This is a genomic window from Anaerotignum sp., assembly GCF_017483025.1.
Lineage (GTDB): Bacteria > Bacillota > Clostridia > Lachnospirales > Anaerotignaceae > Anaerotignum_A.
This window is the reverse complement of record NZ_JAFUMA010000054.1, coordinates 1-25,387: the sequence shown is the minus strand read 5'-3', so window position 1 is coordinate 25,387 and position 25,387 is coordinate 1. Positions and strand designations below refer to the sequence as shown.

At 47.0% G+C, this 25,387-nt stretch carries 18 protein-coding genes and 1 pseudogene; 16 read left to right on the top strand and 3 right to left on the bottom strand.

Translation table 11 applies throughout. The features are described from left to right. The first annotated feature begins 146 nt into the window (after window positions 1–146). The 14 genes from murJ (at window position 147) to IJ369_RS04500 (ending at window position 17,366) form a co-directional block, all read left to right on the top strand. Window positions 147–3,314 carry a murein biosynthesis integral membrane protein MurJ gene (gene murJ / locus IJ369_RS04565; protein WP_290716520.1) on the top strand — a complete coding sequence of 1,056 codons (3,168 nt, stop codon included), beginning with the start codon at window positions 147–149 and terminating at the stop codon, window positions 3,312–3,314. Continuing rightward, window positions 3,314–4,423, top strand: a complete 1,110-nt coding sequence (locus IJ369_RS04560) for a glycosyltransferase (protein ID WP_290716518.1) — start codon at window positions 3,314–3,316, stop codon at window positions 4,421–4,423. The genes murJ and IJ369_RS04560 overlap by 1 nt, the downstream gene beginning before the upstream one ends. Further along, window positions 4,420–4,908 (top strand): DUF4330 domain-containing protein, encoded by a 489-nt coding sequence (locus IJ369_RS04555; protein ID WP_290716516.1) that lies wholly within the window; start codon window positions 4,420–4,422, stop codon window positions 4,906–4,908. The genes IJ369_RS04560 and IJ369_RS04555 overlap by 4 nt, the downstream gene beginning before the upstream one ends. A gap of 1 nt (window position 4,909) precedes the next feature. Next, complete coding sequence (locus IJ369_RS04550; RefSeq protein WP_290716514.1) at window positions 4,910–5,386, top strand: DUF4330 family protein; 477 nt, start codon at window positions 4,910–4,912, stop codon at window positions 5,384–5,386. A 14-nt stretch (window positions 5,387–5,400) separates the two neighbouring features. Further along, window positions 5,401–7,644, top strand: coding sequence for a polysaccharide pyruvyl transferase CsaB (csaB, locus tag IJ369_RS04545; RefSeq protein ID WP_290716511.1), 2,244 nt, complete (start codon window positions 5,401–5,403; stop codon window positions 7,642–7,644). 14 nt (window positions 7,645–7,658) lie between these two features. Next, window positions 7,659–8,393: a WecB/TagA/CpsF family glycosyltransferase gene (locus tag IJ369_RS04540; RefSeq protein ID WP_290716508.1), complete on the top strand. Its 735-nt coding sequence runs from the start codon at window positions 7,659–7,661 to the stop codon at window positions 8,391–8,393. A gap of 31 nt (window positions 8,394–8,424) precedes the next feature. After that, complete coding sequence (locus IJ369_RS04535; RefSeq protein WP_290716506.1) at window positions 8,425–9,279, top strand: YitT family protein; 855 nt, start codon at window positions 8,425–8,427, stop codon at window positions 9,277–9,279. Between the two features lie 287 nt (window positions 9,280–9,566). Further along, the gene (locus IJ369_RS04530) at window positions 9,567–10,658 is read left to right on the top strand and encodes a PucR family transcriptional regulator (protein ID WP_290716503.1); all 1,092 of its coding nucleotides are present in this window, start codon (window positions 9,567–9,569) and stop codon (window positions 10,656–10,658) included. 369 nt (window positions 10,659–11,027) lie between these two features. Beyond that, window positions 11,028–11,714, top strand: a complete 687-nt coding sequence (ftsE, locus tag IJ369_RS04525) for a cell division ATP-binding protein FtsE (protein ID WP_290716501.1) — start codon at window positions 11,028–11,030, stop codon at window positions 11,712–11,714. Beyond that, window positions 11,704–12,603, top strand: coding sequence for a permease-like cell division protein FtsX (ftsX, locus tag IJ369_RS04520; RefSeq protein WP_290716498.1), 900 nt, complete (start codon window positions 11,704–11,706; stop codon window positions 12,601–12,603). Before ftsE ends, ftsX begins: the two co-directional genes overlap by 11 nt. A gap of 127 nt (window positions 12,604–12,730) precedes the next feature. Beyond that, window positions 12,731–13,927: a S41 family peptidase gene (locus IJ369_RS04515; protein WP_290716495.1), complete on the top strand. Its 1,197-nt coding sequence runs from the start codon at window positions 12,731–12,733 to the stop codon at window positions 13,925–13,927. A 161-nt stretch (window positions 13,928–14,088) separates the two neighbouring features. Beyond that, a complete protein-coding gene (mreB, locus tag IJ369_RS04510; protein WP_330612930.1) occupies window positions 14,089–15,147 on the top strand; it encodes a rod shape-determining protein MreB in 1,059 nt (352 codons plus the stop codon). A gap of 492 nt (window positions 15,148–15,639) precedes the next feature. After that, window positions 15,640–16,989, top strand: a complete 1,350-nt coding sequence (gene gdhA / locus IJ369_RS04505) for an NADP-specific glutamate dehydrogenase (protein WP_290716492.1) — start codon at window positions 15,640–15,642, stop codon at window positions 16,987–16,989. A gap of 242 nt (window positions 16,990–17,231) precedes the next feature. Continuing rightward, a complete protein-coding gene (locus tag IJ369_RS04500; protein ID WP_290716489.1) occupies window positions 17,232–17,366 on the top strand; it encodes a hypothetical protein in 135 nt (44 codons plus the stop codon). Window positions 17,367–17,382: 16 nt separating this feature from the next. Here IJ369_RS04500 and IJ369_RS04495 read toward each other — a convergent pair whose 3' ends face one another. Genes IJ369_RS04495 through IJ369_RS04485 form a run of 3 tightly spaced genes read right to left on the bottom strand, consistent with a single transcriptional unit; the run spans window position 17,383 to window position 19,562 of the window. Beyond that, on the bottom strand, window positions 17,383–18,036 hold the full coding sequence (locus IJ369_RS04495) for a DUF3885 domain-containing protein (RefSeq protein ID WP_290716486.1): 654 nt from the start codon (window positions 18,034–18,036) through the stop codon (window positions 17,383–17,385). 12 nt (window positions 18,037–18,048) lie between these two features. Next, entirely contained in the window at window positions 18,049–18,909 is an 861-nt protein-coding gene (locus IJ369_RS04490; protein ID WP_290716484.1) for a DMT family transporter, read from the bottom strand. Further along, window positions 18,906–19,562, bottom strand: a complete 657-nt coding sequence (locus IJ369_RS04485; RefSeq protein WP_442859667.1) for an epoxyqueuosine reductase QueH — start codon at window positions 19,560–19,562, stop codon at window positions 18,906–18,908. The genes IJ369_RS04490 and IJ369_RS04485 overlap by 4 nt, the downstream gene beginning before the upstream one ends. A gap of 800 nt (window positions 19,563–20,362) precedes the next feature. Between IJ369_RS04485 and rpoB the strand changes: the two genes are divergently transcribed. Together rpoB and IJ369_RS04475 are read left to right on the top strand one after the other, a co-directional pair. Next, window positions 20,363–24,220, top strand: a complete 3,858-nt coding sequence (rpoB, locus tag IJ369_RS04480; RefSeq protein WP_290716479.1) for a DNA-directed RNA polymerase subunit beta — start codon at window positions 20,363–20,365, stop codon at window positions 24,218–24,220. Window positions 24,221–24,237: 17 nt separating this feature from the next. Beyond that, window positions 24,238–25,387: pseudogene (locus IJ369_RS04475) on the top strand (DNA-directed RNA polymerase subunit beta'); the annotation flags it as partial.

Sequence of the window (25,387 nt, the reverse complement as noted above, 5' to 3'; positions counted from 1 at the left end):
TAAGGGTTAAAATTGCCCGGTTTCCTTGTAAAAATCAATAGAATAAGGTACTATATAAGATGGGTAAAGATGTGCAATTGACACACTTGCCCATCTTATTGTGTTTTTTGGAAAAATATTTTTAAAATAGATTTTAGGAGTTTATTATGTCGGAAAAAGGCAATCAGGCGGTGAAGACCGTCAGCTTTATGATGTTAATCACCCTATTTGGGAAAATATTGGGACTGGTGCGAGAGCAGCTTTTGGCGGCAAACTATGCCACAGGGATGGAAGCGGCAGCGTTTTTGCTGGCAAGCCGTATCCCCCGTACGTTTTTTGATGTGATTTTCGCATCTGCCATCTCTGCCAGCTTTATCCCCATTTTTGTAGAATATCTGCAGAAAAAAGGAAAAGAAGAAGCTTTTGCGCTGGCGAACCGCTTTATTACCATGATCTCTACAGTGACCATTGTGATGATGCTGTTGGGTATGGTATTGGCAGAACCCCTGACGTGGCTGATCGCTCCCGGGTATGATGTGACGACGGCGGAACTTTGCGTGGAACTTTTGCGCATGCTGTTTCCCACGATGCTGTTTACGGCGGTGGCGTTCTCTTTTGTTGGTATCCTGCAGTCGCTGGAAGAATTCAATGTGCCTGCGGCGTTGAGTGTGGCGTCCAACGGCGTATTGATCGTATATTATATTTTCTTCAATGAAAAATTCGGTATTTTTGGTTTGACGGTTGCTTTCCTCATTGGTTGGGCGATGCAGGCCATCATCCAGATCCCTTCCCTGCATCAGAAGGGCTATCACTATCGTCCTGATTTTCATTTCAAGGACGAAGGGCTGAAAAAGATCGGCAAGCTGATGCTGCCTGTGATGGTCAGCACATGGATCCAGCCCATCAATTTTATGGTAAATACCCGTTTTGCATCCCAGCTTTCCAGCGGGAATGTGACAAACGGCGAACTGGGCGTTTCTGCGCTGGAATATGCCAATAACCTGTATACTATCATTGTTGGCGTATTCGTTTTGGCGATTGCAAACATGGTATTCCCGAAATTTTCCCGCATGACGGAGGATAAAAAGGAATTTGGTCTGGCAGTAAGAGGGACGCTGAAAGCCATGATCTTCCTGTTGATTCCTATGACGGTGGGTCTGATGGCGCTGGCCGAACCTATCGTTACTTTGATTTATAAACGCGGTGCCTTCGATATGCTGGCAACAGAACTGACTTCCAAGGCATTGTTCTTCTTTGCTCTGGGCATGGTGGGCTATGGCGTGCAGAATATCCTGAGTCGTGCCTTCTATGCAAATCAGGATGGGAAAACACCTTTCTATTCCGGTCTGGTTTCCATCGTCATCAATGCAGTGCTTTGCTGGCTGCTGCTGAAACCTATGGGCATTGGCGGTTTGGCGCTGGCAGCGGCGGTTTCTTCCACAGCGGCGGCAGCAGTCCTGATGATTCCTGCGGTAAAGCAGTATCCCGATATTCTGGACAAGTCCCTCATCGGGCAGATCGGCAAAATGTTCCTTGCGGCGGTGGGGATGCTGGTGCTGGTGGTCGGCTGCAGAATGGCGGCAGCGTCTGTTCTGGGTGGCCTGATCGGGCAGATCATCCTGCTTTGCCTTTGCGGCGGCGTGGGCGTTGTGTCCTATATGGTTTTTGCGAAAATTCTGAAAATCGAAGAAAGCGATTTTGTATTTGATATCATCAAAAAAATCTTGAGAAGGGGAAAAGGCGGCGAAGCTGCTGCGGAAAGCACCGCGGTTTCCTCTCAAAGAAGAAAGAAAAAATGGAGAACATATTCTATGATTGAAAAGATTTCTTTTGTCATTGAAGATAGTTTCTGCTTCCGTGTGGTCGAGCGCATCTGGAACGTGCTGATGGTGATTTGGATGGACAGCATTGCCTATAGCATTTATGCGAAGATTTGCGCAAGCTGGAAAAATGCCTTTGAAAACAGCGCTATCCTGCATTTCCTGCGGGCAAACTGGGACAAGTATCTGCATACGCAGTATGGTGTTCTGCCTCGCTTCTGGAGAAACCTGACCCAGTGGAGCGGCATGGCAGTGCGCAGAAAGAGCAACGGACTGGCGGTTGCCATGGGCGAAAGCTTTATTTTCCGTGTATTCAATCAGAATTTCCTGATTCTGTGCCTGGCGGCCATCGTGGCGGCGATCCCTATTTTCCCGACCATGCTGCTGGCGGTATTGGTTCTGGGGACATTTGCCCTGTATTTCGTACAGCTTTTTCTGGGACGTATCAAAATGCAGAAAACAAGTATGGTAAGCGTGCTGCTGGGCTGTTTCGCGGCCTGTGTTCTCTACGCAGGGGTGACAAGCTATGCTTTCCCTACAGCCATTTTAGCGACTTGTCTGTTCCTGATTCTGATGGCGGTGTTCTTCGTGGCGAAGGATGCCATCGATACAGAGGAAAAACTGGATTTTATCCTTTGGGTGCTGGTGAGCATGGGCGCATTGATCGCGCTGTATGCGGTTTATCAGTATATCGTTGGCGTAGAAATGGATGCTGCATGGGTGGATGCGGAAAGCTTTGATATCACCACTCGTGCCTATGCTACATTCAATAACCCCAACGTTCTGGGCGAATACCTGATTCTGGTAGGCTCTCTGGCGGCAGGCATGATGTGGAAGATGCGGAACTGGTTTGGCAGATTGTATTATACGGCTTGCTTTGGTGTCATTTGCCTTGGTCTGGTGGCAACGGGTTCCCGTGGGGCGATGCTGGGGCTGATGTTCTCTGCAGGGCTGTTTGTTTTGCTTTCCGAAAAGAGACTCATTCCTCTGGGCATTATCCTGCTTCTGATGATGCCTTTCATCCTGCCGGCAAGTCTTTGGGCGAGACTGGCAAGCTCTGTTACCATGAGCGACTCTTCGTCCCTCTATCGAATGTCTATTTACAGCGCGGCCTTTGATATTATTCGTCATTACTGGGCGACGGGTATCGGCGTCGGCGCTTTCAATCAGATCTATCCGCTGTTCTCCTTTGAGGCGGCGAATGCATATCACGCCCATAACCTGTTCCTGCAGGAATTTATCGAACTGGGTGTGATTGGTTTCATCGTGATGGTGCTGCTGTTTATCTTCTTCTTCCAGAAGCTGTACAGCGCCATGAGAGTTGTGCCGAAACGATTCAAGTTCCTTTTGGGGGCAGTTTTCGGCGGCTTTGCGGGGCTTTTGCTGCAGGGCATCACAGACCACCTTTGGTTCGATTACCGCATCGTGCTGTTCTTCTGGTGCTTTATCGGCATTGGCATGGCAGCAGTGCGCGTCGGTGAAAAGAAGGGCGAAAGAGAAACGGAGGAAAGATGATGGAGAAAAAAATGAAAGTCCTCCATGTATTGACGGACAGAAACATCGGCGGCGCGGGGCGCTGGCTGCTGTATTATTTGAAATATCATAATAGAGACAAATTTGAGGTAAAGGTCGTTCTGCCCCATGACAGCCTGCTCCTTCCTGCGGTAGAGGAACTGGATGTTCCTGTTATTGCCATGGAAGAGATGGAGGACAAGTCCTTCGACAAAAAGGCCATGAAAGCACTGGTGAAGGTGTTCCGTCAGGAAAAACCGGATATCGTACACACCCATGCCAGCATGACAGCCCGTATGGCGGCAAGAGTGGCTCTGGTGCCGCAGATTTTCAATACGAAGCACTGCATGGAATCTGCCCCCGGCCCCCTGCCTAAAAAGATCATCCGCAGAGGAGTCAATGCCACTTTCAGCGATAAAATTATTGCGGTCAGCAGAGCGGTTCGCCGCAGTATGGTACACGGCGGTACCCATCCTGAACAGATCGCAGTGGTTTATAATGGCATTGAACGTATCCCTATCCCTTCGGCAGAAGAAAAAGCAGACCTGCTGGCTTCCTTCGGCGGTAAAGAAGGCGAAAAGGCTGTTGGCATGGTTGCCAGACTGGAAGAAGTCAAAGACCATGAAACATTCTTAGAGGGTGCGAAAAAAGTGCTGGAAAACCGTAAGGATGTGCGATTCTATGTCATTGGCGACGGCAGTTTAAGAGAGGAACTGGAAAGAAGGGCTGCAGAACTGGGCATCAGTGAAAATGTGACTTTTACAGGCTTCTTAAAGGATGTAGAAAAAATCGAAGCGGCACTGGATATCGCAGTCATCACATCTAAGGCGGAAGCATTGTGTTTGTCCATTCTGGAAAGCATGATCGCAGGCATTCCTGCGGTGGGCACTGACAGCGGCGGCGTGGCAGAAGTCATCAAACACGGCGAAAATGGTTTTTTGATTCCCATTGGCGACAGCGACGCTTTGGCCAACTGCTTAGAAGAACTGCTGGCGGATGATGCAAAACGCAAAGCCTTTGGCGAACAGGCGAAGAAGGATGCGGAAAGCACCTTCCTGGCGGATAAGATGACAAGAAGAATTGAAAAACTCTATCTGGAGGCAAGAAAATGAAAAGTAAGAAATTATTCGGTATTTTCAATATCGTGGATATCATATTGATCCTGCTGGTCATCGTGGTCGGCATCGTCGGGGCGAAGATGTTCCTGGGCGGCAATGACGGGGCGGATACAGCGGCGGAAACAAAAATCTATTCCTATGTGGTGATGGGGCAGGAAGTGCTGGATGAAACAGGCAATTTCCCTGTGGTAGGCGGCAATGCTTACAACAGCTCCACTTCTGCGTATCTGGGCGTGGTTAAGGACGTAACGGTGGAACCTTTCACAGAAACCATGTTCAACAGAGCTACAGGCAAATATGAAAAAGTGCCTGTGGAAAATTACGATAACATTTACGTGACCATTGAAGGCAATGGTACAGAAACAGAAAAAGACATCACAGTGGAAGGCACAACGGTAAAGGTCGGCATGGAACTGAATGTCAAAGGCAAAGGCTATGCTTTCAAGGGCATTGTTGTGGAAGTAAGGGATGGTGAGTGATATGGCAAAGAGAAAACCTAATATTGTAGATATCCTCATTATCGTAGTTGTGATCGTGCTGGCCGCGGTTGCGGTGCTGAAATTCGGCGTGGTGAACAAAACAGAATCCTCCGGGGTGGATGCTTCCGAAGAACAGAGAGCCTATACAGCATTCATTGATGAGGTACGTATGGCGACAGTCAATGCTCTCCATGAAGGGGACAAGGTTTACGATGAAAAAACGGGCATCTGCATCGGTACCATTACTGGTGTGAGCCATGAACCTTACATGAAAAGTGTGATCGCCGATAATGGCAGTGTGACAGAAGTGGAATACCCTGATTATTACAGCATCACACTGACCATCGAAGGCCCTGTCATTGAAAAGGAAGAGGGCTATTTCGTGGAAGGCGTTGTGGAAATGAAAGCCAATTCTGAAATGAATGTGGTGACAAAATATGCGAAACCCGTTATGAAGATCACAAGCATCAGCGAATAAGTGGGGGTTAAAACATGAAGAAGTATAAAATTTTGATGGCTCTGATGGGGCTGGAGATCGGCGGGGCGGAGACCCACGTTGTGGAACTTTCCAAGGAACTGAAAAAACAGGGCTATGACATCATCGTTGCTTCCAACGGGGGCGTCTATGAAAAGGAACTGGCGGAAGCAGGCATCAAACATTATCAGGTGCCCCTGAACCAGAGAAACGTATTCAAAATGGCTCGATCCTATTTCATGCTGGGAAAGATCATCAAGAAAGAAAAAGTGGATATCGTCCATTCCCATGCCAGAATCCCCAGCTTCGTCTGCGGTCTTCTGAAGGCGACCATGAAGAATACATTCACTTTCGTAACATCTGCCCACTGGGTATTTTATACAGGCATGGGCCTGAAATATATTTCCAACTGGGGCCAGAAGGTGGTTGCGGTCAGCGATGATATTCGTGATTATCTGATGGAAAACTATCGTGTGCGTTATGAAGATATTTTCGTGACCATCAACGGCATCGATACAGAAAAATTCTCTCCCAACACAGACCAGTCTAAAATTCGTGCAGAATTTGGCCTGAAGGAAGAAGAACCTACATTGGTGTATGTCAGCCGTATGGACGAAAGCCGCGCCCTGGTGGCAAGACAGCTGATCGCCCTGGGGCCTAAGCTGGCGAAAGCCATTCCCGGCCTGCGTATGCTGATCGTCGGCGGCGGTGATGTATATGATGAATTGGTAGAAAAAACAAAGGAAGCCAATGAAACCATCGGCAGAGAATGTATCACCATGACAGGCGGCAGAACAGACATCAATGAACTGGTAGCTGTGGGTGATGTATTCGTTGGCGTAAGCCGTGCGGCTCTGGAAGCCATGGCGGCGGAAAAACCCGTTATCGTTGCCGGCAACGAAGGCTATATCGGTCTGTTTGCAGAGGATAAACTGGAACTGGCCCAGGAAAATAACTTCTGCTGTCGTGGCTGTGAGCTTTCCAGTGAAGAACTGCTCTACAGAGATGTGGTACATGCCTTCAACGATCTGACAGACGAAGAACGCCAGAAAATGGGTGCTTACGGCAGACAGGTCATCTTTGAATATTATTCCGTAACAAAAATGGCAGGGGACTGCGTTCGTGCCTATAATGCGGCATGGAAGGAAAGCCATGTGCCCCAGTATAATGTGGTGATGAGCGGCTACTATGGCTTCAACAACACAGGCGACGAAGCCATCATGCTTTCTATGCATAAAAATATTCAGGAAATGGGCGATAATTACCACATCACTGTTTTGTCCAATAAGCCTGAGGAAACAAAGGAAAAATACGGCATTGAAGCGGTTTACCGTTTTGGTTTCCGAGATGTGTTCCATGCCATCAGAAAATGCGATGTGCTTCTTTCCGGCGGCGGTTCTCTCCTGCAGGACAGCACTTCCACCCGCTCCCTGATGTATTATCTATCCATTACAGCGACGGCGAAGATGATGCGTAAAAAGGTAATGCTCTATGCCAACGGCATCGGCCCTGTTTCCGGCAAGACCAACCGCAGACTGGTAAAGCAGGTGGTCAATAAGGCAGACCTGATCACCCTGAGAGAAGAAAATTCCTATGAAGAACTCCTTTCCATGGGTGTAAATCCCAAGAAGTGCTTTGTTACAGCTGACCCTGTATTTACTATGGATGGTATCAGCGGGGAAGAAGCCCGGGCCATCCTGAGGGAAGAAGGTGTGCCTATGGATAAGCCCGTAGTGGTGGTTTCCGTGCGGAACTGGAAAGATATGGATAAATTCATTGGCAACTTTGCGGAAATGTGTGATACCATCGTGGATAAATATAACAGAAATATCGTGTTCCTGGGCATGCAGATGCCCCATGATATCACTGTCAGCGAAAAAGTACGCAAGAAAATGAAGCAGGATGCTTATATTTTAAAGGGCAACTATTCTCCCTACGAAGTAATGGGTATCATTTCCCAGGCAGATTTCATCCTGAGCATGCGTCTGCATACACTGATCTTTGCTGCAAGACAGCGGGTGCCTCTCATCGGCTTCATTTACGATCCCAAGATCGAATATTATCTGGAAAAACTGGATATGCCCAGCGGCGGCAAGCTGAAGGAATTTGACAAAGGGGAAACACTGGCGCTGGTGGATGATGTTATCAATAACAAGGATACTTATGTGGCGAAGCTGGAACAGAAGGAAAGAGAACTGGAAAAGATGGCCCACAGAAATGAAAAATATCTGGTAAAACTGTTGGAACGCAGAAAGAAATAAAAGGGGTGTTTGGTATGAGTAAAAAAACACATGTATTAGGGGTACCTTTTGATGCAGTGACAATGGAGCAGGCGGTAGCCAAGGCGAAAAAAATGCTGACAGAAGAGGGGCAGCACTTCATTTGCACACCCAATCCCGAGATCGTTATGGAAGCCCAGAAGGACAGAGAGCTGATGAATATTCTGAAGGAAGCGGATATGGTCGTTCCTGATGGCATCGGCGTTGTATGGGCATCTAAATACAGCGAGACCCGCCTGACAGAACGTGTGGCAGGCTATGACCTGACCCAGAACCTGATGGCTGAACTGGCGGCGACAGGGGAAACCTTCTATTTCTTTGGCGGCGCCCCCGGTGTGGCTTCCACAGCGGCAAGAAAAATGATGAAAAAATATCCTGGTTTGAAAATCGTTGGTGTCCATAATGGTTACTTCGATGAAAAAGAAGAAAAGAAAATCATCCAGGACATAAAAACAAAATCTCCGTCCATACTGTTAGTAGGATTGGGCGCACCCAAGCAGGAAAAATGGATCTATGATAATATCCGTCTGGTTGGGGCAAAGGTAGCCATCGGCGTTGGCGGCAGTTTCGACGTAATGGCGGGCAATGTGAAGAGAGCGCCAAAGATCTTCCAGAAGCTTGGTCTGGAATGGTTCCACCGCCTTATCACACAGCCTACAAGATGGAGACGCATGATGCGGCTGCCTAAATTTGCGCTGACAGTCCTGAAAACAAAGGGACGCAAGGCGTAAAAGAAAAGCGTCCTGAAAGGGACGTGAGGATATGATGAATTTAAAAAAGAGGGACTGGTTCTGTCTGATCGCCGGTACGGCCTTGATGGCTGTTGGCGCAGAGGGGTTTTTCGAACATGCGGACTTAGTCGCCGGCGGCATCACTGGCATCGGCATTATGCTGGATGAATGGACATCGGCACGGTTTGGCGTGCATATACCCCTTTGGTTCGTGAACATCGTGGGGAACCTCCCTCTTTTTTTGATTGCCTGGAAGCTGAAAGGCAGGGCATTTGTGGGGCGCAGCGCCCTGACGGCAGTGTTGTTTTCTCTGATGCTGTTTGTAGAGGGCTTCTTTCCCTTATACAGCAGTGATCCTCTCCTGGCAGCGGTCTATGGCGGGGCAGCCCTGGGCGTTGGGCTGGGGCTAGTGCTTTCGGCGGATTCTACAACGGGCGGTGTGGAGCTGGCGGCGACCCTGTTAAATATGAAATTCCGCTCTATTTCCGTCTCAAAATTTATTTTTATTCTGGATGCCGCGATCATTCTGGCAGGGATCGGGCTATTCGGCGTGGAACTGGGATTGTACGCGATTTTGGCTGTCTATATCACCGATCAGTTTATTGATTGGGTGATAGAGGGGACGAATTATGCCAAGGCAGCATGGATCATTTCCGATAAAAATGAAGAGATCGCAGCGGCCCTTTTGTCAGAATTGCGCAGAGGGGTGACGGCGTTTTCAGCAACGGGAAAGTACACGGGAGAAGGACGGGAAGTGCTCTTTTGTGTTTTTTCGCAAAAAGAGGTCCACTTGGCCAAAAGCATTATTATGAATATCGACCGAAACGCCTTTTTCCTTTTGACAGATATCCGGGAAGTTTTGGGTAAGGGCTTCTCGGGAAAGTAAAAAATGACGTTTGATTTGGCATGGAAATATACTTTTTTTGTCCCAATCAGAGGAAATCAAGGGTCAGTTTCCATAAAAAACGGGCCCTGTTTTTATGTAAAAATCAAGTTGGAAGAGATTTTTACTGTTTTTTTACACTTTCCTCTTTCTTTTTTTGTCATTTTGTTATAAAATGGGCTTAGGTGAATTTGATACTTCCGCAAAAAGAGGTTTTTAGGCAATTTTTACAGTAAAAAAAGACAAGAATTCGTTGGGAAGGAAACAGAAAAAGTATTGAGGTGAGGACGATGATTTCAAATCAAATTTTGCAGAGTACCATTGATGGACTGAAAAGCATTACACGCAAAGAATTGAGCGTAGTGGAAAAGGAAGGCAAGGTAATTGCCACTACAGAAGAAAATATGATCGGTCGTCAGATCGACGCTGTTGAAAATTTCATTAGTTCCCCTGCGGAAAGCCAGCTGATCCTGGGCTATCAGTATTTTAAAATTTACGATAACGGCGTGCCCGAATATGTGATCCAGGTAAAGGGCGAGGATGAATCCGGCTATCAGATCGGCAAGATCGCCGCATTCCAGATCCAGAGCCTGCTGGTTGCATATAAGGAAAGATACGATAAAGACAATTTCATCAAAAACCTGCTGCTGGATAACCTGCTGCTGGTGGATATCTATAGCCGTGCGAAAAAACTGCACATCGAAAATAACGTACACCGCATCGTTTACCTGATCGAAACAAATATTGATAAGGAAATGAACGTGGTAGAGATCGTGCGCAGCATTTTCCCTGCAAAAACAAAGGATTTCGTAACTGCAGTGGATGAACACAGCATCATTCTGGTAAAAGAACTGCGTGACAAGGAAACAGCGGAAGAGATCGACCGCATTGCAAGAACCATCGAAGAAACACTGAACGCGGAAACAAACAGCCATGTTTATATTTCCAGCGGCACCATCGTAAGCGATCTGAAGGACGTTTCCCGTTCCTATAAGGAAGCCAAAATGGCTCTGGAAGTTGGCAAGATCTTCGAAACAGACAAATATATCGTGAACTACGAAAAACTGGGTATCGGTCGTCTGATCTATCAGCTGCCTCTGCCTCTGTGCCGTATGTTCATTAAAGAAGTGCTGCACGGCCTGACAATGGATGACTTCGACGATGAAACACTGGCAACAGTGAATAAATTCTTCGAAAACAACCTGAACGTATCCGAAACCAGCCGTCAGCTGTATATCCACAGAAATACACTGGTTTACAGACTGGATAAGCTGCAGAAGATGACAGGGCTGGATCTGAGAAACTTTGACGATGCGATCATCTTCAAGATCACGCTGATGGTAAGCAAGTACATGATTTACATGGACAGAATGGCGTATTAACGGGTAGCTTCGCTCTCCGTTGGTCAAAATCAGGATTTTGACGGGATAGACAGAAGTATGAACAGATCTGTTCTCCTCGAAGGAAGTGAATTCCTCCTGTGGGTTTCGTTCAGGAAACGCTTTGTTTCCCGAACCCTTCCGCTTATAATTGCATAAAAACAATGAGGGCGAGTGTTTTCTCGCCCTTTTTTTATGAAAAAATAGAAAATTAAGGTTTTTTTAACAAAATCTGCTTATTTGTGAGAATTATGCCCCTTGTTCCCGCTGTTTCGTTATGATATAATATACTACTGTGTAAAGACGAAAAAAGAAGAAATCCATCGGATTTTTATAAAAATAGTAAAATTTTCAGAAAGAGGGAGATACGTTATGATCCATATGAATAACGTAACAAAAGTATATCCCAATGGTTCTACAGGCGTGGAAAATATCAACCTGCACATCAACAAAGGTGAATTCGTATTCATCGTTGGTTCCAGCGGTTCCGGTAAATCCACACTGATGAAGCTCCTGCTGAAGGAGCTGGACCCTACCGAAGGGGATATCATCATCAACAGAGTGAAAACAAATGACCTGAACAGAAAGCAGATTCCATATCTGCGCCGCAATCTGGGCGTAGTGTTCCAGGATTTCCGCCTGCTGCCCAATAAGACAGTATATGAAAACGTGGCCTTCGCCATGCGTGTCATCGAGGCCCCCGGCAGAATTATCCGCAGAAACGTACCCGCGGTGCTTTCTCTGGTAGGTCTGGGGAAAAAGGGCAGAAGCTATCCCAACCAGCTTTCCGGCGGGGAACAGCAGAGAACTGCCCTGGCAAGAGCCATCGTAAATAACCCCCCTATCCTGATCTGTGACGAACCTACAGGTAACCTGGACCCTGAAACAGCCGATGGTATCATGCAGCTCTTGGATGATATCAACAAACGTGGTACGACCATCGTTATGGCAACCCATGCGAGAGATATCGTAGACGCCATGCAGAAGCGTGTTGTTACACTGAATAAGGGTCATATTGTAAGAGATATTGAAAAAGGTGGTTATAGCGATGAAGCCTAGTACAATCAAATACTTTTTGAGAGAGGGCTTGAGCGGTCTGAAAAAGAACATGCTGATGACCATGGCTTCCATGGTTGCCGTTGCTGCCTGTATCTCTATTTTATCTTTTTCCTACTGCGTAGGGAGCAACCTCCAGTATATGCTTGATCAGATGGAGGATTCCATCGGTATCTCTGTTTTCCTGAAGGGGGAACTGACAGGGGAACAGATCGAAAATATGAAAAACGAGATCAGCAAGATCGACCACGTGGAAAACGTGCAGTATATCTCTCCTACGGATGCTTTGGATGAGCTGAAGGTGGACTGGGGTGCTGAGGAAGATATTTTTGTAGGGCTGGATGAGGAAAACAATCCACTGTCCCATTCTTTCCAGATTTCTCTGGATAAGATCGAAAACCAGAACGGCGTTCTGACTGCTCTGGAAAATGTAGACGGTATCGATAACGTGCGCCATGGTCAGACGGAAACAGAACTGCTGATGAAGGCAAGCCGTATCTTCAGTGCAGCCAGCGTCATCGTTATGCTGCTGCTGGGAGCGATCTCCGTTATGATCATTATGAATACCATCCGTATTTCTGTTATGAACAGACGTATCGAGATCAACATCATGAAATACGTGGGTGCCACAGACTGGTTCATTCGCTGGCCCTTTATCGTGGAAGGTATCATCATTGGTGTGGTTGGCGCTCTGGTGCCTCTGATCCTCGGGTTCCCGATTTATGCAAAGGTGACAAGTGCTATCTTTGAATATCTGCCCGTGATCAAATTCATTCAGTTTAAGCTGACTGGTGATGTATTTGGTTTCCTGTTCCCCTTCGGCATCGTATTTGGTGTAGCGCTGGGGGTAATCGGCAGCGTTACTTCTATCCGTAAGCATTTGCGTGTATAAGAAACAGAATAAAAACGAAACAAAAGGGGAAGTGTTTTGGAAGAAACTACTTCCTCTTTTCTAATAGGATAATTCCTTTTGAAAAAACATAGGATAAAGAAAGTCTGAGAAAAATGAGGCGATGAACGTGAAACGAAAGGATTTTTGGAAAGGCTTTGGGGCGGCACTGATGCTGGTGCTTCTGGTGAGCGTTGCATGGAAGCCTATCTGCCGCATCATCCCCTGGCATGTACTGCCCTTTCAGATCAGCATGAGCCGGGAGGTCAAAGCGGATATCATCCAAAGCTATCTGGATAAATATTATGTGGATGAACTGGATGAGGGGCAAGTGGAGGAGATGCTCTATGCGGGCATGATGGCCGGCGTTGGGGACAGATATACATATTACCTGACGGAGGACAGCCTGGATCAGTATATGGAAAATTCCAATGGTAATTTTGATGGTGTCGGTATTGAAGTTTACAGCACCCAGGAGGGGGAAGTCATCATCAGCAGCGTGATGGCGGGACAGCCTGCGGAGACGGCGGGCATGATGGCCGGCGATGTCATCATTGGTGTGGATGGTGAGGATATGCGGGGAAAGGTTATTTCTGATGTGGCGGCAAAGATCCGCGGGGAGCATGGCACGGAAGTGACGATTCAGGTGCTGCGTAGAAGCACAGGAGAGACCTTGGAATTTACCATGGAGCGAACCACAGTGGTTCTGGAAAGCGTATCCAGCCGTATGATAGACGGAACTATCGGTTATATTTCCCTTACGGGTTTTAAAGAAAACACCTATACCCAGTTCAAAGAAGCACTGGATGCCTTGCAGAAAGCAGGCATGAAAGGGCTGATCCTGGATCTGCGGGATAACCCCGGCGGTCTGGTGAAATCTGTATATGAGATCGGGGAAGAATTGCTGCCGGAAGGCACTATGGTCTATACTTTAGATAAAAATGAGAACCGCAATGACCTGAAATGCGACGGCGAGTATCTGGACATTCCGTTGGTGGTGCTGGTGAATGAAAACAGTGCCAGCGCATCGGAAATTTTTGCCGGTGCGGTGAAGGATACAGGCAGAGGCACGCTGGTCGGTACGCAGACCTTTGGCAAGGGACTGGTGCAGCGGTTGTTTACATTGCCTGATGGTTCTGGTTTGAATATCACCATCCAGAAATATTACACCCCCAATGGCACATCTATCCATGGTGTGGGCATTGAGCCGGATGAAGTGGTGCAGCTGCCGGAAAAATATCTGAGCACAGCTTTGACAGAGATTCCTGCGGGAGAAGACATCCAACTGCAAAAGGGCATCGAAACACTGCAGAGAGAAATCAGATAAAAAAGATTCATTCCTGTTTAAATAGTTCTTTTTATTAAATAGGAAGAATAAATAAGAAGAAATTTCTTAAATTTTTTGATAAACGGCTTTTCAAGGGCAAAAGATTCCAGTATACTGAAAAAAGACACAGGAAAAAGTTTGAGGAACAAAGGAGCGGCGGTATGTTTAATTTTATGAGTTTCGGCGAAAATATCGGCATCGACCTGGGGACTGCCACTGTTCTGGTATATATCAAAGGGCAGGGTATCGTGATCCGCGAACCTTCCGTTGTTGCCATCGATAAGGACAGCAATACCATTCTGGCTGTGGGCGAAGAAGCAAGACGTATGCTGGGCAGAACTCCCGGCAATATCGTTGCCATCCGCCCTTTGCGCGAGGGCGTTATCTCCAATTATGAAGTGACAGAAAAAATGCTGCAGTATTTCATTGAAAAGGCCATGGGCAAGCGCTCTTTTATGAAGCCTACCATTGCTGTTTGCGTACCAAGCAGCGTTACAGAAGTGGAAAAAAGAGCCGTGGAAGACGCGACCCGTCAGGCTGGGGCAAGACGTGTGCATATCATCGAAGAACCCATTGCGGCAGCTATCGGTTCCGGTATCGATATTTCCCGTGCCTGCGGCAGTATGGTGGTGGATATCGGCGGCGGTACGACAGATATTGCGGTCATTTCCCTGGGAGGTACAGTAGTCAGCCATTCCCTGAAAATTGCGGGGGATAATTTCGATGATGCTATCATCCGTTACATGAGAAAGAAACACAACGTTTTGATCGGTGAAAGAACGGCAGAGGAACTGAAGATCAAGATCGGTACGGCTTTTGAACGTACCATTCCCGTTACACTGGATGTACGTGGCAGAAATCTGATCACGGGGCTGCCTAAAAACTTTACTGTAACATCCGATGAAATGCTGGAAGCACTGCAGGAATCTGTGGAAGCCATTGCGGAAGCGGTGCATGGCGTTTTGGAACGCACACCCCCTGAACTGGCGGCGGATATTTTTGAACGAGGTATCGTTATGACCGGCGGCGGCAGCCTGCTTTATGGTTTGGATAAACTGATCCAGAGCAGAACGGGCATCCACGCCATGGTGGCGGAGGATGCAGTCAGCTGCGTAGCCATCGGCACAGGTCGTTATATCGAATTCATTTCCGAAGGCGGCGAAGAGGAACACCAGGAAAAACGCGGCTTTGATATTGGCGGATTATTCAAAAAGAAATAAGGAAAATTGCGTCCCAAATGGGGCGCTTTTCTTTTCTGTTCAAAATACTTGTCACTGAAATAAATTTTAAGAGTGACACACAAATAACAATTTCTTAAGGGGAAGACAGGGGGTATAAGGTGTCCTTGTACGGGAAAAAATGCGGGTTTTTTGATGCCATCTGTGCGAAATGTTGAGAAAATTCCGTGGAAACAGATCCTTTTCAGAACAAATGACGGAAAAAATTTAGAAACGTTTTTTTGCATAATTTTTGAAGGGAAAATTTGTGTAAAAATTATCCCAAAACTTGAAAAAAATACTACACAAGTTCAAAATATGTGTTATAATATTGTCGGAAAGAAGCGAGTGGGTGAGCTATGTTCCTAAAAAACAGAAGCGCATCCGCAAAGTTTTCTCTTCATTTTTGCCCTGACCGCATGGGGCAAACCCCGCATTTTAACCGTGTGGGAAAAAATTATTGTTAATCTATACACAATAGGAGGTCATAGAGTTATGAACGCTTATATTGAACGCGTAATCGAACAGGTTAAAACACGTGACGCACATGAACCCGAATTCATCCAGACAGTAGAAGAAGTATTCGCTTCCATCGAAAAAGAAGTAGAACTGCACCCCGAATATGAAAAAATGGGTCTGCTGGAAAGACTGGTTGAACCCGAAAGACAGGTTTCCTTCAGAGTAACATGGGTTGACGACGCTGGCAAAGTACAGGTAAACAGAGGTTTCAGAGTACAGTTCAGCTCCGCTATCGGTCCCTACAAAGGTGGTCTGCGTTTCGCTTCCAACGTATACTCTGGCGTAGTTAAATTCCTGGGCTTTGAACAGATCTTCAAAAACTCCCTGACAGGTCTGCCTATCGGCGGCGGTAAAGGTGGTTCCGACTTCAACCCCAACGGCAAATCCGATATGGAAATCATGAGATTCTGCCAGGCATTCATGACAGAACTGTACAGACACATCGGTCCCGACGTTGACGTTCCCGCTGGTGACATCGGCGTAGGCGGCAGAGAAATCGGCTTCCTGTATGGCCAGTACAAGAGAATCAAAGGCTGCTGGGAAAACGGCGTACTGACAGGCAAAGGTCTGGAATACGGCGGCTCCCTGTTCAGACCCGAAGCAACAGGTTACGGCGCTACATACTATGCTAACGAAGTACTGACACACTGTGGCGATACATTCGAAGGCAAAACAGTAGCTATGTCCGGTTTCGGTAACGTAGCTTGGGGTATCGCTATGAAAGTAGCTCAGATGGGCGGTAAAGTTGTTACACTGTCCGGTCCCGACGGCTACATCTACGATCCCGATGGTATCACAACAGAAGAAAAATTCAACTACATGCTGGAAATGAGAAACTCCGGTAGAAACCGTGCTCAGGACTATGCTGACAAATTTGGCGTTGAATTCTTCCCTAAACAGAAACCTTGGGGCCAGAAAGTAGACATCTGCATGCCCGCTGCATACCAGAACGAACTGGATGTTCCCGAAATCGAACAGATCATTGCTAACGGCACAAAATACTACATCGAAGTAGCTAACATGCCTACAACAAACGCAGGTCTGGCTCGCGCTATGGCTGAACCCGGCATGATCGTTGCTCCTTCTAAAGCAGTTAACGCTGGTGGTGTAGCAGTTTCCGCTCTGGAAATGGCTCAGAACTCCATGAGATACAGCTGGGATGGTGCTGAAGTTGATGAAAAACTGAAAGGCATCATGAAAAACATCCACAAGATCTCTGTAGAAGCAGCTGAAGGCGCAGGCCTGGGCTACAACCTGGTAGCTGGTGCTAACATCGCTGGCTTCAAGAAAGTAGCTGCAGCTATGATGGCTCAGGGTCTGGTATAATTAAATACCTTAATTGCTCACAATACGTTTGATTACGCAAAACGTTTAGATTAAGCAAACTCAAAAGGGACGGAGAAATCCGTCCCTTTTCCTTTTGTATGGAAAATGAGAGCCCTCGAAAGAAGGCTTTTTTTATGCTATAATGCAAAGAGGGTGGCGATAAAATGAGTGTGCCTGTGGCACATCATGGACTGCAGGTGTAGGAATGGTACGCTGCGCTTGGTATCGCTGAAGGGGAATAGGTGACAGTGCGATTCGAAGATTTTCTGATCAATATTGATAAATTAAATTATTATGATGCAGGACATTTTCTGCTGACCCTTTCGAAAGAAGAAATGGGGGAAGTAGTGCGGAAATGTCAGGATGGATTACAATAAGAAAAAAGCCCTGAATTCAGGGCTTTTTTGATTGTTCAAATATATTTCGCATCCGTTCGATATCGTAATCAAGAAGCCAGTTGCGGCAGTCTTCGTAAAGAAAACGGATATCCTCCGTGGTTTCGCCGACTACATCGACGCCGCGGTCGTCATAAGGATGGAGCAGAAGATGGCGGTTGGTATCGAAGAAAAATATGGCGGAAGATAATTCTCGAAAGCCAAGCCCCTTGAAATCGCAGGACATAATGGCTTCCAGCAGAGGTGCTACCTTTGGCGGCGTTTGTTCCATATCCCAGAAAAGCAGGATGCGGGTCATGGGCTCTTCGTTTGCTGTGGTCACTTCCTGCTGATATACTTCCGCGGGGGAAGGTAGGCGGGTCAGTCGACAAAATTTTTCAATGATATCATCTACGTCCGTTTCCAGATCGGGTGTACGATACAGCACCCATAACAGCGTATCAAAAGGCGCCGTTTTTTCATATAAGAAGGAGGCGCGCCATTGCGCGCTTTTCAGATAGCGTGGGTTCAGGTGCTTCTCATCCAGAAAGATTTCCAAAGCTGGATCGCCGGTTTCGAAGCGCAGGGAAACGGGGCTTTCGTAGAAGATAGGAAGCTGCAACCGCTCGTTTCCTATCCTTTTTAATGTTTCAAAGGTTCTTTCTAATAACATAAATATCTCCAATCAGGCAGGATGGCGGTTATTGCGGATGAACATGGCTACCGCAGTGGAAGTGATGATGATATAGCCCAGCCAGCTGAAAGCATCGGAAACCTGTCCGAAAACGAAGAAGCCGAGGATGGCCGAGAAAATGATCTGGCTGTAATCGTAAACAGAAATTTCACGGGCGGGGGCGTAGGTATAGGCTGCTGTGATGGTGAACTGACCGCCGGCTGCCGCCAGACCTGCCAGAAGCAGGGTGCCCAACTGCGCCATCGTCATGGGATGGAAGCAGAAAATCAGATAAGGCAGAGTGCATACGCAGGAGAAGGCAGAGAAAAAGAATACGATGAAAGGCCCTTTTACCCCGCGGGTACCCAATGCCCGCACATAGGTATATGCCATACCTGCCATCAGACCTCCCAACAAACCGATCAGGGCTGGGAAGCACGCCAGATTGGAAGGGCTGGGTTTGATAACAAAGAGGGTGCCTGTGAAAGCAGTTACCACGCAAAGTCCCTGAAACAGGTTGATCTTTTCTTTCAATATCAGGATGCCGAACAGGATGGCAAAGAAGGGGGACATCTTATTCAGCATGGAAGCGTCCGCCAGCACCAGATGATCTACAGCATAGAAATTGCAGAGGATGCCGATGGTGCCACAGAAAGAACGAAGGAACAGGAATTTCTTGGAATCCTTATCCAGCTTGATTTCAGGGCGTTCCTTCAGCAAAATCATCAGAGCAAAAAGCATTGCTACAAAATTGCGGAAGAAGCTCTTCTGGATGGAGGGCAGGTCACCCGACAGGCGTACGAACATATTCATCAATGCAAAGGAGAAAGAGGAAAGCAGGATACAGCAGACCCCTTTATTTTTTTGTGTCATTGGCGAACCTCCTTTCTGGTTTCTGCTTCTGCTTTGGAATAGGGGCAGCCGCAGTAGTCCTGGCGGTAGAGGTTATATTCCACGGAAAGCTCGCAGGAACGACGATAGCCGTTTTTCTTTTTAAAATCGGAGAAAAGATAGGATACGCCGTATTCGTCAGAAATTTCTTTGCCCAATTCATTCAGTACCTGTGCATTTTTGTGAGGGCTGATGGAAAGGGTGGTGGTGAAATAATCGAATCCGCCATCCTTCGCAGCTTTTGCCGCCTCTTCCAGACGCAGGCGGTAACACTTGAAGCAACGTTCGCCGCCTTCTGGGTCAGATTCGTGGCCCTTTGCCAGTGCGAAGAAAAGCTCGGGGTCATATTTTCCCAAAAGGTATTTTACGCCCAGACCCATCTCACCGATGAGACGTTCCTGTTCCTCTGCGCGAAAACGAAATTCCGCTTCGGGGGTGATATTGGGGTTGTAGTAAAAAATCGTGATATCAAAATGCTGTGCCAGATATTCCATCACATAGGAAGAGCAGGGGCCGCAGCAGCTATGCAACAGCAGAGAAGGGCGTTTGCCTTCCTTTTGCAGTTCCTGAATGGTCTTTTCCAGCACCAACTGGTAGTTTTGTTTCAAATGAGTCGCCTCTTTTCTAAAAATCATACCAATCAGTTTAACAGGAAAAGGAGCGGAAGTAAAGAAAAGTGGGATTGTACGAAAAAAAGTACAAAAATATTTCACAAAGTTTCGATTTTTTGAGATAGGCAAATAAAAAATATCTAATGAAATTTTGAGAAAATACAAATCGGTTTTTGTTTAAATTGAAATTTCGACAGAAAATCAAGTGTCAAACATGACAGAAAAGGCAGAGAATCTAATGAAATACAGCCAGATGAGAAAGAAAAAAGGGATGCCGGGAAAGGGGTTCCGGGCAGGGGGTGAAAAGCCCTGAATTTCGGGAAATGGGCACAAAAAAAGGCTTGACAGAGCCTGCTCGCTATGGTAAAATATCTCCACAAATGACGAACACGCACATCAACCCATGTTGCAACTGAGTATAGCACAGGGAAAACCAAATTTCAACAGAAAATTTTGAAATTGGCACTTTTTACAGGCAAAATGCCCTGTAAACGGTTAAAAATGATGTGGTTTTTGTTCAAGGTATATAAGAACCTGGCGTTTTTTGATGCGAGGTTCGAGGCTTTCAAGAATAGAATTTTATGAATGAGCAGGCTTTTGTCATGGCTTCTGATCAAAGGAAGCGTATTCAAAGGTCTAGATTTGTTTGTAGAATTCTAAATTTTTGTGTAAAAAAGCTATGCAGATACAACGCAATCGCTTTTTACAACAATGGTAAAGAAATAAAAGGAACTGCGGTTTTCCGCAACGGGTATCCCGTTTCCTTTTCCGCTATAACAGCGGCAAGTTTTGTCGGTGCAGTTTAGATTACGAGAGGTGACAAGATGGAAAAAAACAGAATTCGTGCGCTCCAGTTTGGCGACACAACCAGAATCAGTTATTCCAAGATCAACGAAGTTCTGGAAATGCCCAACCTGATTGAAGTGCAGAAGAACAGCTATCAGTGGTTTTTAGACGAAGGTCTGAAAGAAGTATTTGAGGACATTTCCCCCATTACTGACTTCAGCGGCAACCTGATACTGGAATTTATTGATTTTTCTTTGGATTCCGAACCCAAATACTCTATTGAAGAATGCAAGGAAAGAGACGCGACTTATGCCGCATCCCTGAAGGTGAAGGCAAGACTTTACAATAGAGAACTGGATGAACTGAAAGAACAGGAAATCTTCATGGGCGATTTCCCTCTGATGACAGAAACAGGTACATTCATCATCAATGGTGCTGAACGTGTTATCGTTTCTCAGCTGGTTCGTTCCCCCGGTATCTATTATGCATCTGATTTCGATAAAGTCGGCAAGAAGCTGCTTTCCTCCACAGTCATTCCCAACAGAGGTGCTTGGCTGGAATACGAAACAGATTCCAACGACGTATTTTATGTAAGAGTTGACAGAACAAGAAAGGTTCCCGTTTCCGTTCTGATCAGAGCAATGGGCGTTGGCACAGATGCTGAGATCATCGAACTGTTTGGCGAAGAACCCAAGATCCTGGCAACTCTGGAAAAAGACGCAGCAAAATCCTATGAAGAAGGTCTGATCGAGATCTACAAGAAACTGCGTCCCGGCGAACCCCCTACAGTAGAAAGTTCTGCTTCCCTGCTGAATGGTATGTTCTTCGATCCTAAGAGATACGACCTGGCAAAAGTAGGCCGTTACAAATTCAATAAGAAACTGGCTCTGAGAAACAGAATCCGCGATGCAGTGCTGGCTGAAAACGTGGTTGACCCTATGACAGGCGAAGTAGTGGCTGAAGCAGGCACTGTACTGACAATCGATCTGTGTGATCAGATCCAGGATACAGGCGTGAGCCATCTGTATATCACAGTAGAAGATAAGAAAGTGAAGATCCTGAGCAACCAGGCTGTTGCCATCGATTCTTATATTGAAGAATTTGGTCTGACAGCAGCAGAACTGGGCATCAAGGAAAGAGTTTACTATCCTATGCTGGTAAAACTGCTGGAAGAAAACGCAACAGCAGACGAACTGAAAGCAGCCATCAAGGAAAACATCCACGAACTGCTGCCTAAACACATCACACTGGAAGATATCTTCGCTTCCATCAACTATGTGATCCATCTGGATTACGGCTACGGCAACGTAGACGATATCGACCACCTGGGCAACAGACGTATCCGTTCCGTTGGCGAACTGCTGCAGAACCAGTTCAGAATTGGTCTGTCCAGAATGGAAAGAGTTGTAAGAGAAAGAATGACAACACAGGATCTGGCAGTGGTAACACCTCAGGCGCTGATCAACGTGCGTCCTGTAACAGCTGCGATCAAAGAATTCTTCGGCAGCTCTCAGCTGTCTCAGTTCATGGACCAGAACAACCCTCTGTCCGAACTGACACACAAGAGAAGACTGTCCGCACTGGGCCCCGGCGGTCTGTCCAGAGAAAGAGCCGGCTTCGAAGTGCGAGACGTTCACCATTCTCACTACGGCAGAATGTGTCCTATCGAAACACCAGAAGGTCCTAACATCGGTCTGATCAATACACTGGCTACATTCGCAAGAATCAACGAATACGGCTTCATCGAAGCTCCCTATAGAAAAGTAGACCAGAGCGGCGACGAACCCCGCGTAACAGATGAATTCATCTACGTAACAGCAGATGAAGAAGAAATCTACAACGTAGCGCAGGCCAACGAACCCCTGGATGAAGAAGGCCACTTTGTTCATAAGAAAGTATCCGGTCGTTATAAAGAAGAAATCATTGAAGTTGACAGAAAACAGATCCAGCTGATGGACGTATCCCCCAAGCAGATGGTATCCGTTGCAACAGCGCTGATCCCCTTCCTGGAAAACGACGACGCGAACCGTGCGCTGATGGGTTCCAACATGCAGCGTCAGGCGGTACCTCTGCTGGTAACAGATTCTCCTGTTGTTGGTACAGGTATGGAATATAAAACAGCGAAAGACTCCGGTATCTGCGCCATCGCGAAAAACAGTGGTATCGTAGAAAGAGTTTCCGCTGATGAAATCGTTGTAAGAAACGACAACTCTCAGAGAGATGTATATAAACTGATCAAATATCAGAGATCCAACCAGAGCACATGTCTGAACCAGAAACCTATCGTTGACCTGGGTCAGAGAGTAGAAGCCGGTGATATCATTGCTGACGGTGCTTCTACATGCAAAGGCGAACTGGCGCTGGGTAAAAACCCCCTGATCGGCTTCATGACATGGGAAGGCTACAACTACGAAGACGCCGTTCTGCTGAGCGAAAAACTGGTGCAGGAAGACGTTTACACATCCGTTCATATCAGTGAATTTGAAGCAGATGCCAGAGATACAAAACTGGGACCTGAAGAAATCACCAGAGATATTCCCAACGTTGGTGAAGATGCACTGAAAGACCTGGACGAAAGAGGTATCATCCGCATTGGTGCGGAAGTTCGCCCCAACGATATCCTGGTTGGTAAGGTAACACCTAAGGGTGAAACAGAACTGACAGCAGAAGAAAGACTGCTGCGTGCGATCTTCGGCGAAAAAGCAAGAGAAGTAAGAGATACTTCCCTGCGTGTACCTCACGGTGAAACAGGTATCATCGTTGATGTAAAAGTATTCACAAGAGAAAATGGCGACGACGTAGGCCCCGGCGTAAACCAGCTGGTACGTGTTTACATCGCGCAGAAACGTAAGATCTCCGTTGGTGACAAGATGGCCGGTCGTCACGGTAACAAGGGTGTAGTTTCCCGTGTACTGCCCGTAGAAGACATGCCTTTCCTGCCTAACGGTCGTCCTCTGGATATCGTGCTGAACCCTCTGGGTATCCCTTCCCGTATGAATATCGGTCAGGTCCTGGAAACGCACCTGTCCCTGGCTGCAAAAGCACTGGGCTGGAAGATCAGCACACCTGTATTCGATGGTGCAAACGAAATCGACATCATGGATACACTGGAAATGGCAAACGACTATGTCAACACAAGCTGGGAAGAATTCTCCGAAAAATGGAAACCCCTGCTGAATGGCGACATTTATGATGAACTGTATGCAAACAGAGACCATAGAGAAGAATGGAAGGGCGTTGCTCTGGGCAGAGACGGTAAGGTTTCCCTGAGAGACGGCCGTACAGGTGAATTCTTCGATAACCGCGTAACCATCGGCTTCATGCACTACCTGAAGCTGCACCACCTGGTAGACGAAAAGATCCACGCTCGTTCCACAGGTCCTTACTCTCTGGTTACACAGCAGCCTCTGGGTGGTAAAGCACAGTTCGGCGGTCAGCGTTTCGGTGAAATGGAAGTTTGGGCGCTGGAAGCATACGGCGCAGCTTACACACTGCAGGAAATCCTGACAGTGAAATCCGACGATATCGTTGGTCGTGTAAAAACTTACGAAGCCATCGTTAAAGGCGAAAACATCCCCGAACCCGGTGTTCCTGAATCCTTCAAGGTTCTGCTGAAAGAACTGCAGTCCCTGGCTCTGGATATCCGCGTGCTGCGCGAAGACCAGACAGAAGTGGAAATCAAGGAATGTATCGAAGATGTGGATGATCTGAATGTAAACATCGACGGTTACGAAGATGATGACTACCGTCGTCCTCGTACAATGACAGCAGAAGAAGAACTGATGAGAGATTTCCTCTTTGACGACGAAGAAGGCGTAGAAGCTGACAACAGCGATCTGCTTTCCGAAGATTATGCTGGCGACGCAGATGATTACGACTATGAGGATGAAGTATAAGAAAGGAGAACAAACCCATGAGCACACAGAATACAGATCAGGGAATCGTATTTGATTCCATCAAGATTGGTTTGGCATCTCCCGAAAAAATCCATGAATGGTCCAGAGGTGAAGTTAAAAAACCTGAAACCATCAACTATAGAACACTGAAACCTGAAAAGGACGGTCTGTTCTGCGAAAGAATTTTCGGGCCCACAAAAGACTGGGAATGTCATTGTGGTAAATATAAAAGAATCCGTTACAAAGGCGTTGTCTGCGACCGCTGCGGCGTTGAAGTAACAAAAGCAAAAGTAAGACGTGAGAGAATGGGCCATATTGAACTGGCTGCTCCCGTTTCCCATATCTGGTATTTCAAGGGTATTCCTTCCAGAATGGGTCTGATCCTTTCCATGAGCCCCAGAGCTCTGGAAAAGGTTCTGTACTTCGCTTCCTATATCGTACTGGACGCAGGCGATACAGAACTGCAGTACAAACAGCTGCTGACAGAAAGAGAATACAGAGAAGCTTATGATAAATATGGCAATGCTTTCGAAGCAGCTATGGGCGCAGAAGCCATCAAGAAACTGCTGCAGGATATCGACCTGGAAAAAGAATCCGTAGAACTGAAAGCACAGCTGCAGGATACAACAGGCCAGAAACGTGTTCGTATCATCAAGAAACTGGAAGTAATCGAAAGCTTCCGTCTTTCCGGCAACAAGCCTGAATGGATGATCCTGGATGCGATCCCTGTTATCCCTCCCGATATCCGTCCTATGGTACAGCTGGACGGTGGCCGTTTCGCGACAAGTGACCTGAATGACCTGTACAGAAGAGTAATCAACAGAAACAACCGTCTGAAAAGACTGCTGGATCTGGGCGCTCCCGATATTATCGTAAGAAACGAAAAGAGAATGCTGCAGGAAGCGGTTGACGCCCTGATCGACAACGGTCGTCGCGGCCGTCCCGTAACAGGCCCCGGTAACCGTGCGCTGAAATCCCTGTCCGATATGCTGAAAGGGAAACAGGGTCGTTTCCGTCAGAACCTGCTGGGTAAACGTGTTGACTACTCCGGCCGTTCTGTAATCGTAGTAGGTCCTGAACTGAAAATCTATCAGTGCGGTCTGCCCAAAGAAATGGCGATCGAACTGTTCAAACCCTTCGTAATGAAGAAACTGGTGGAAGATGGCT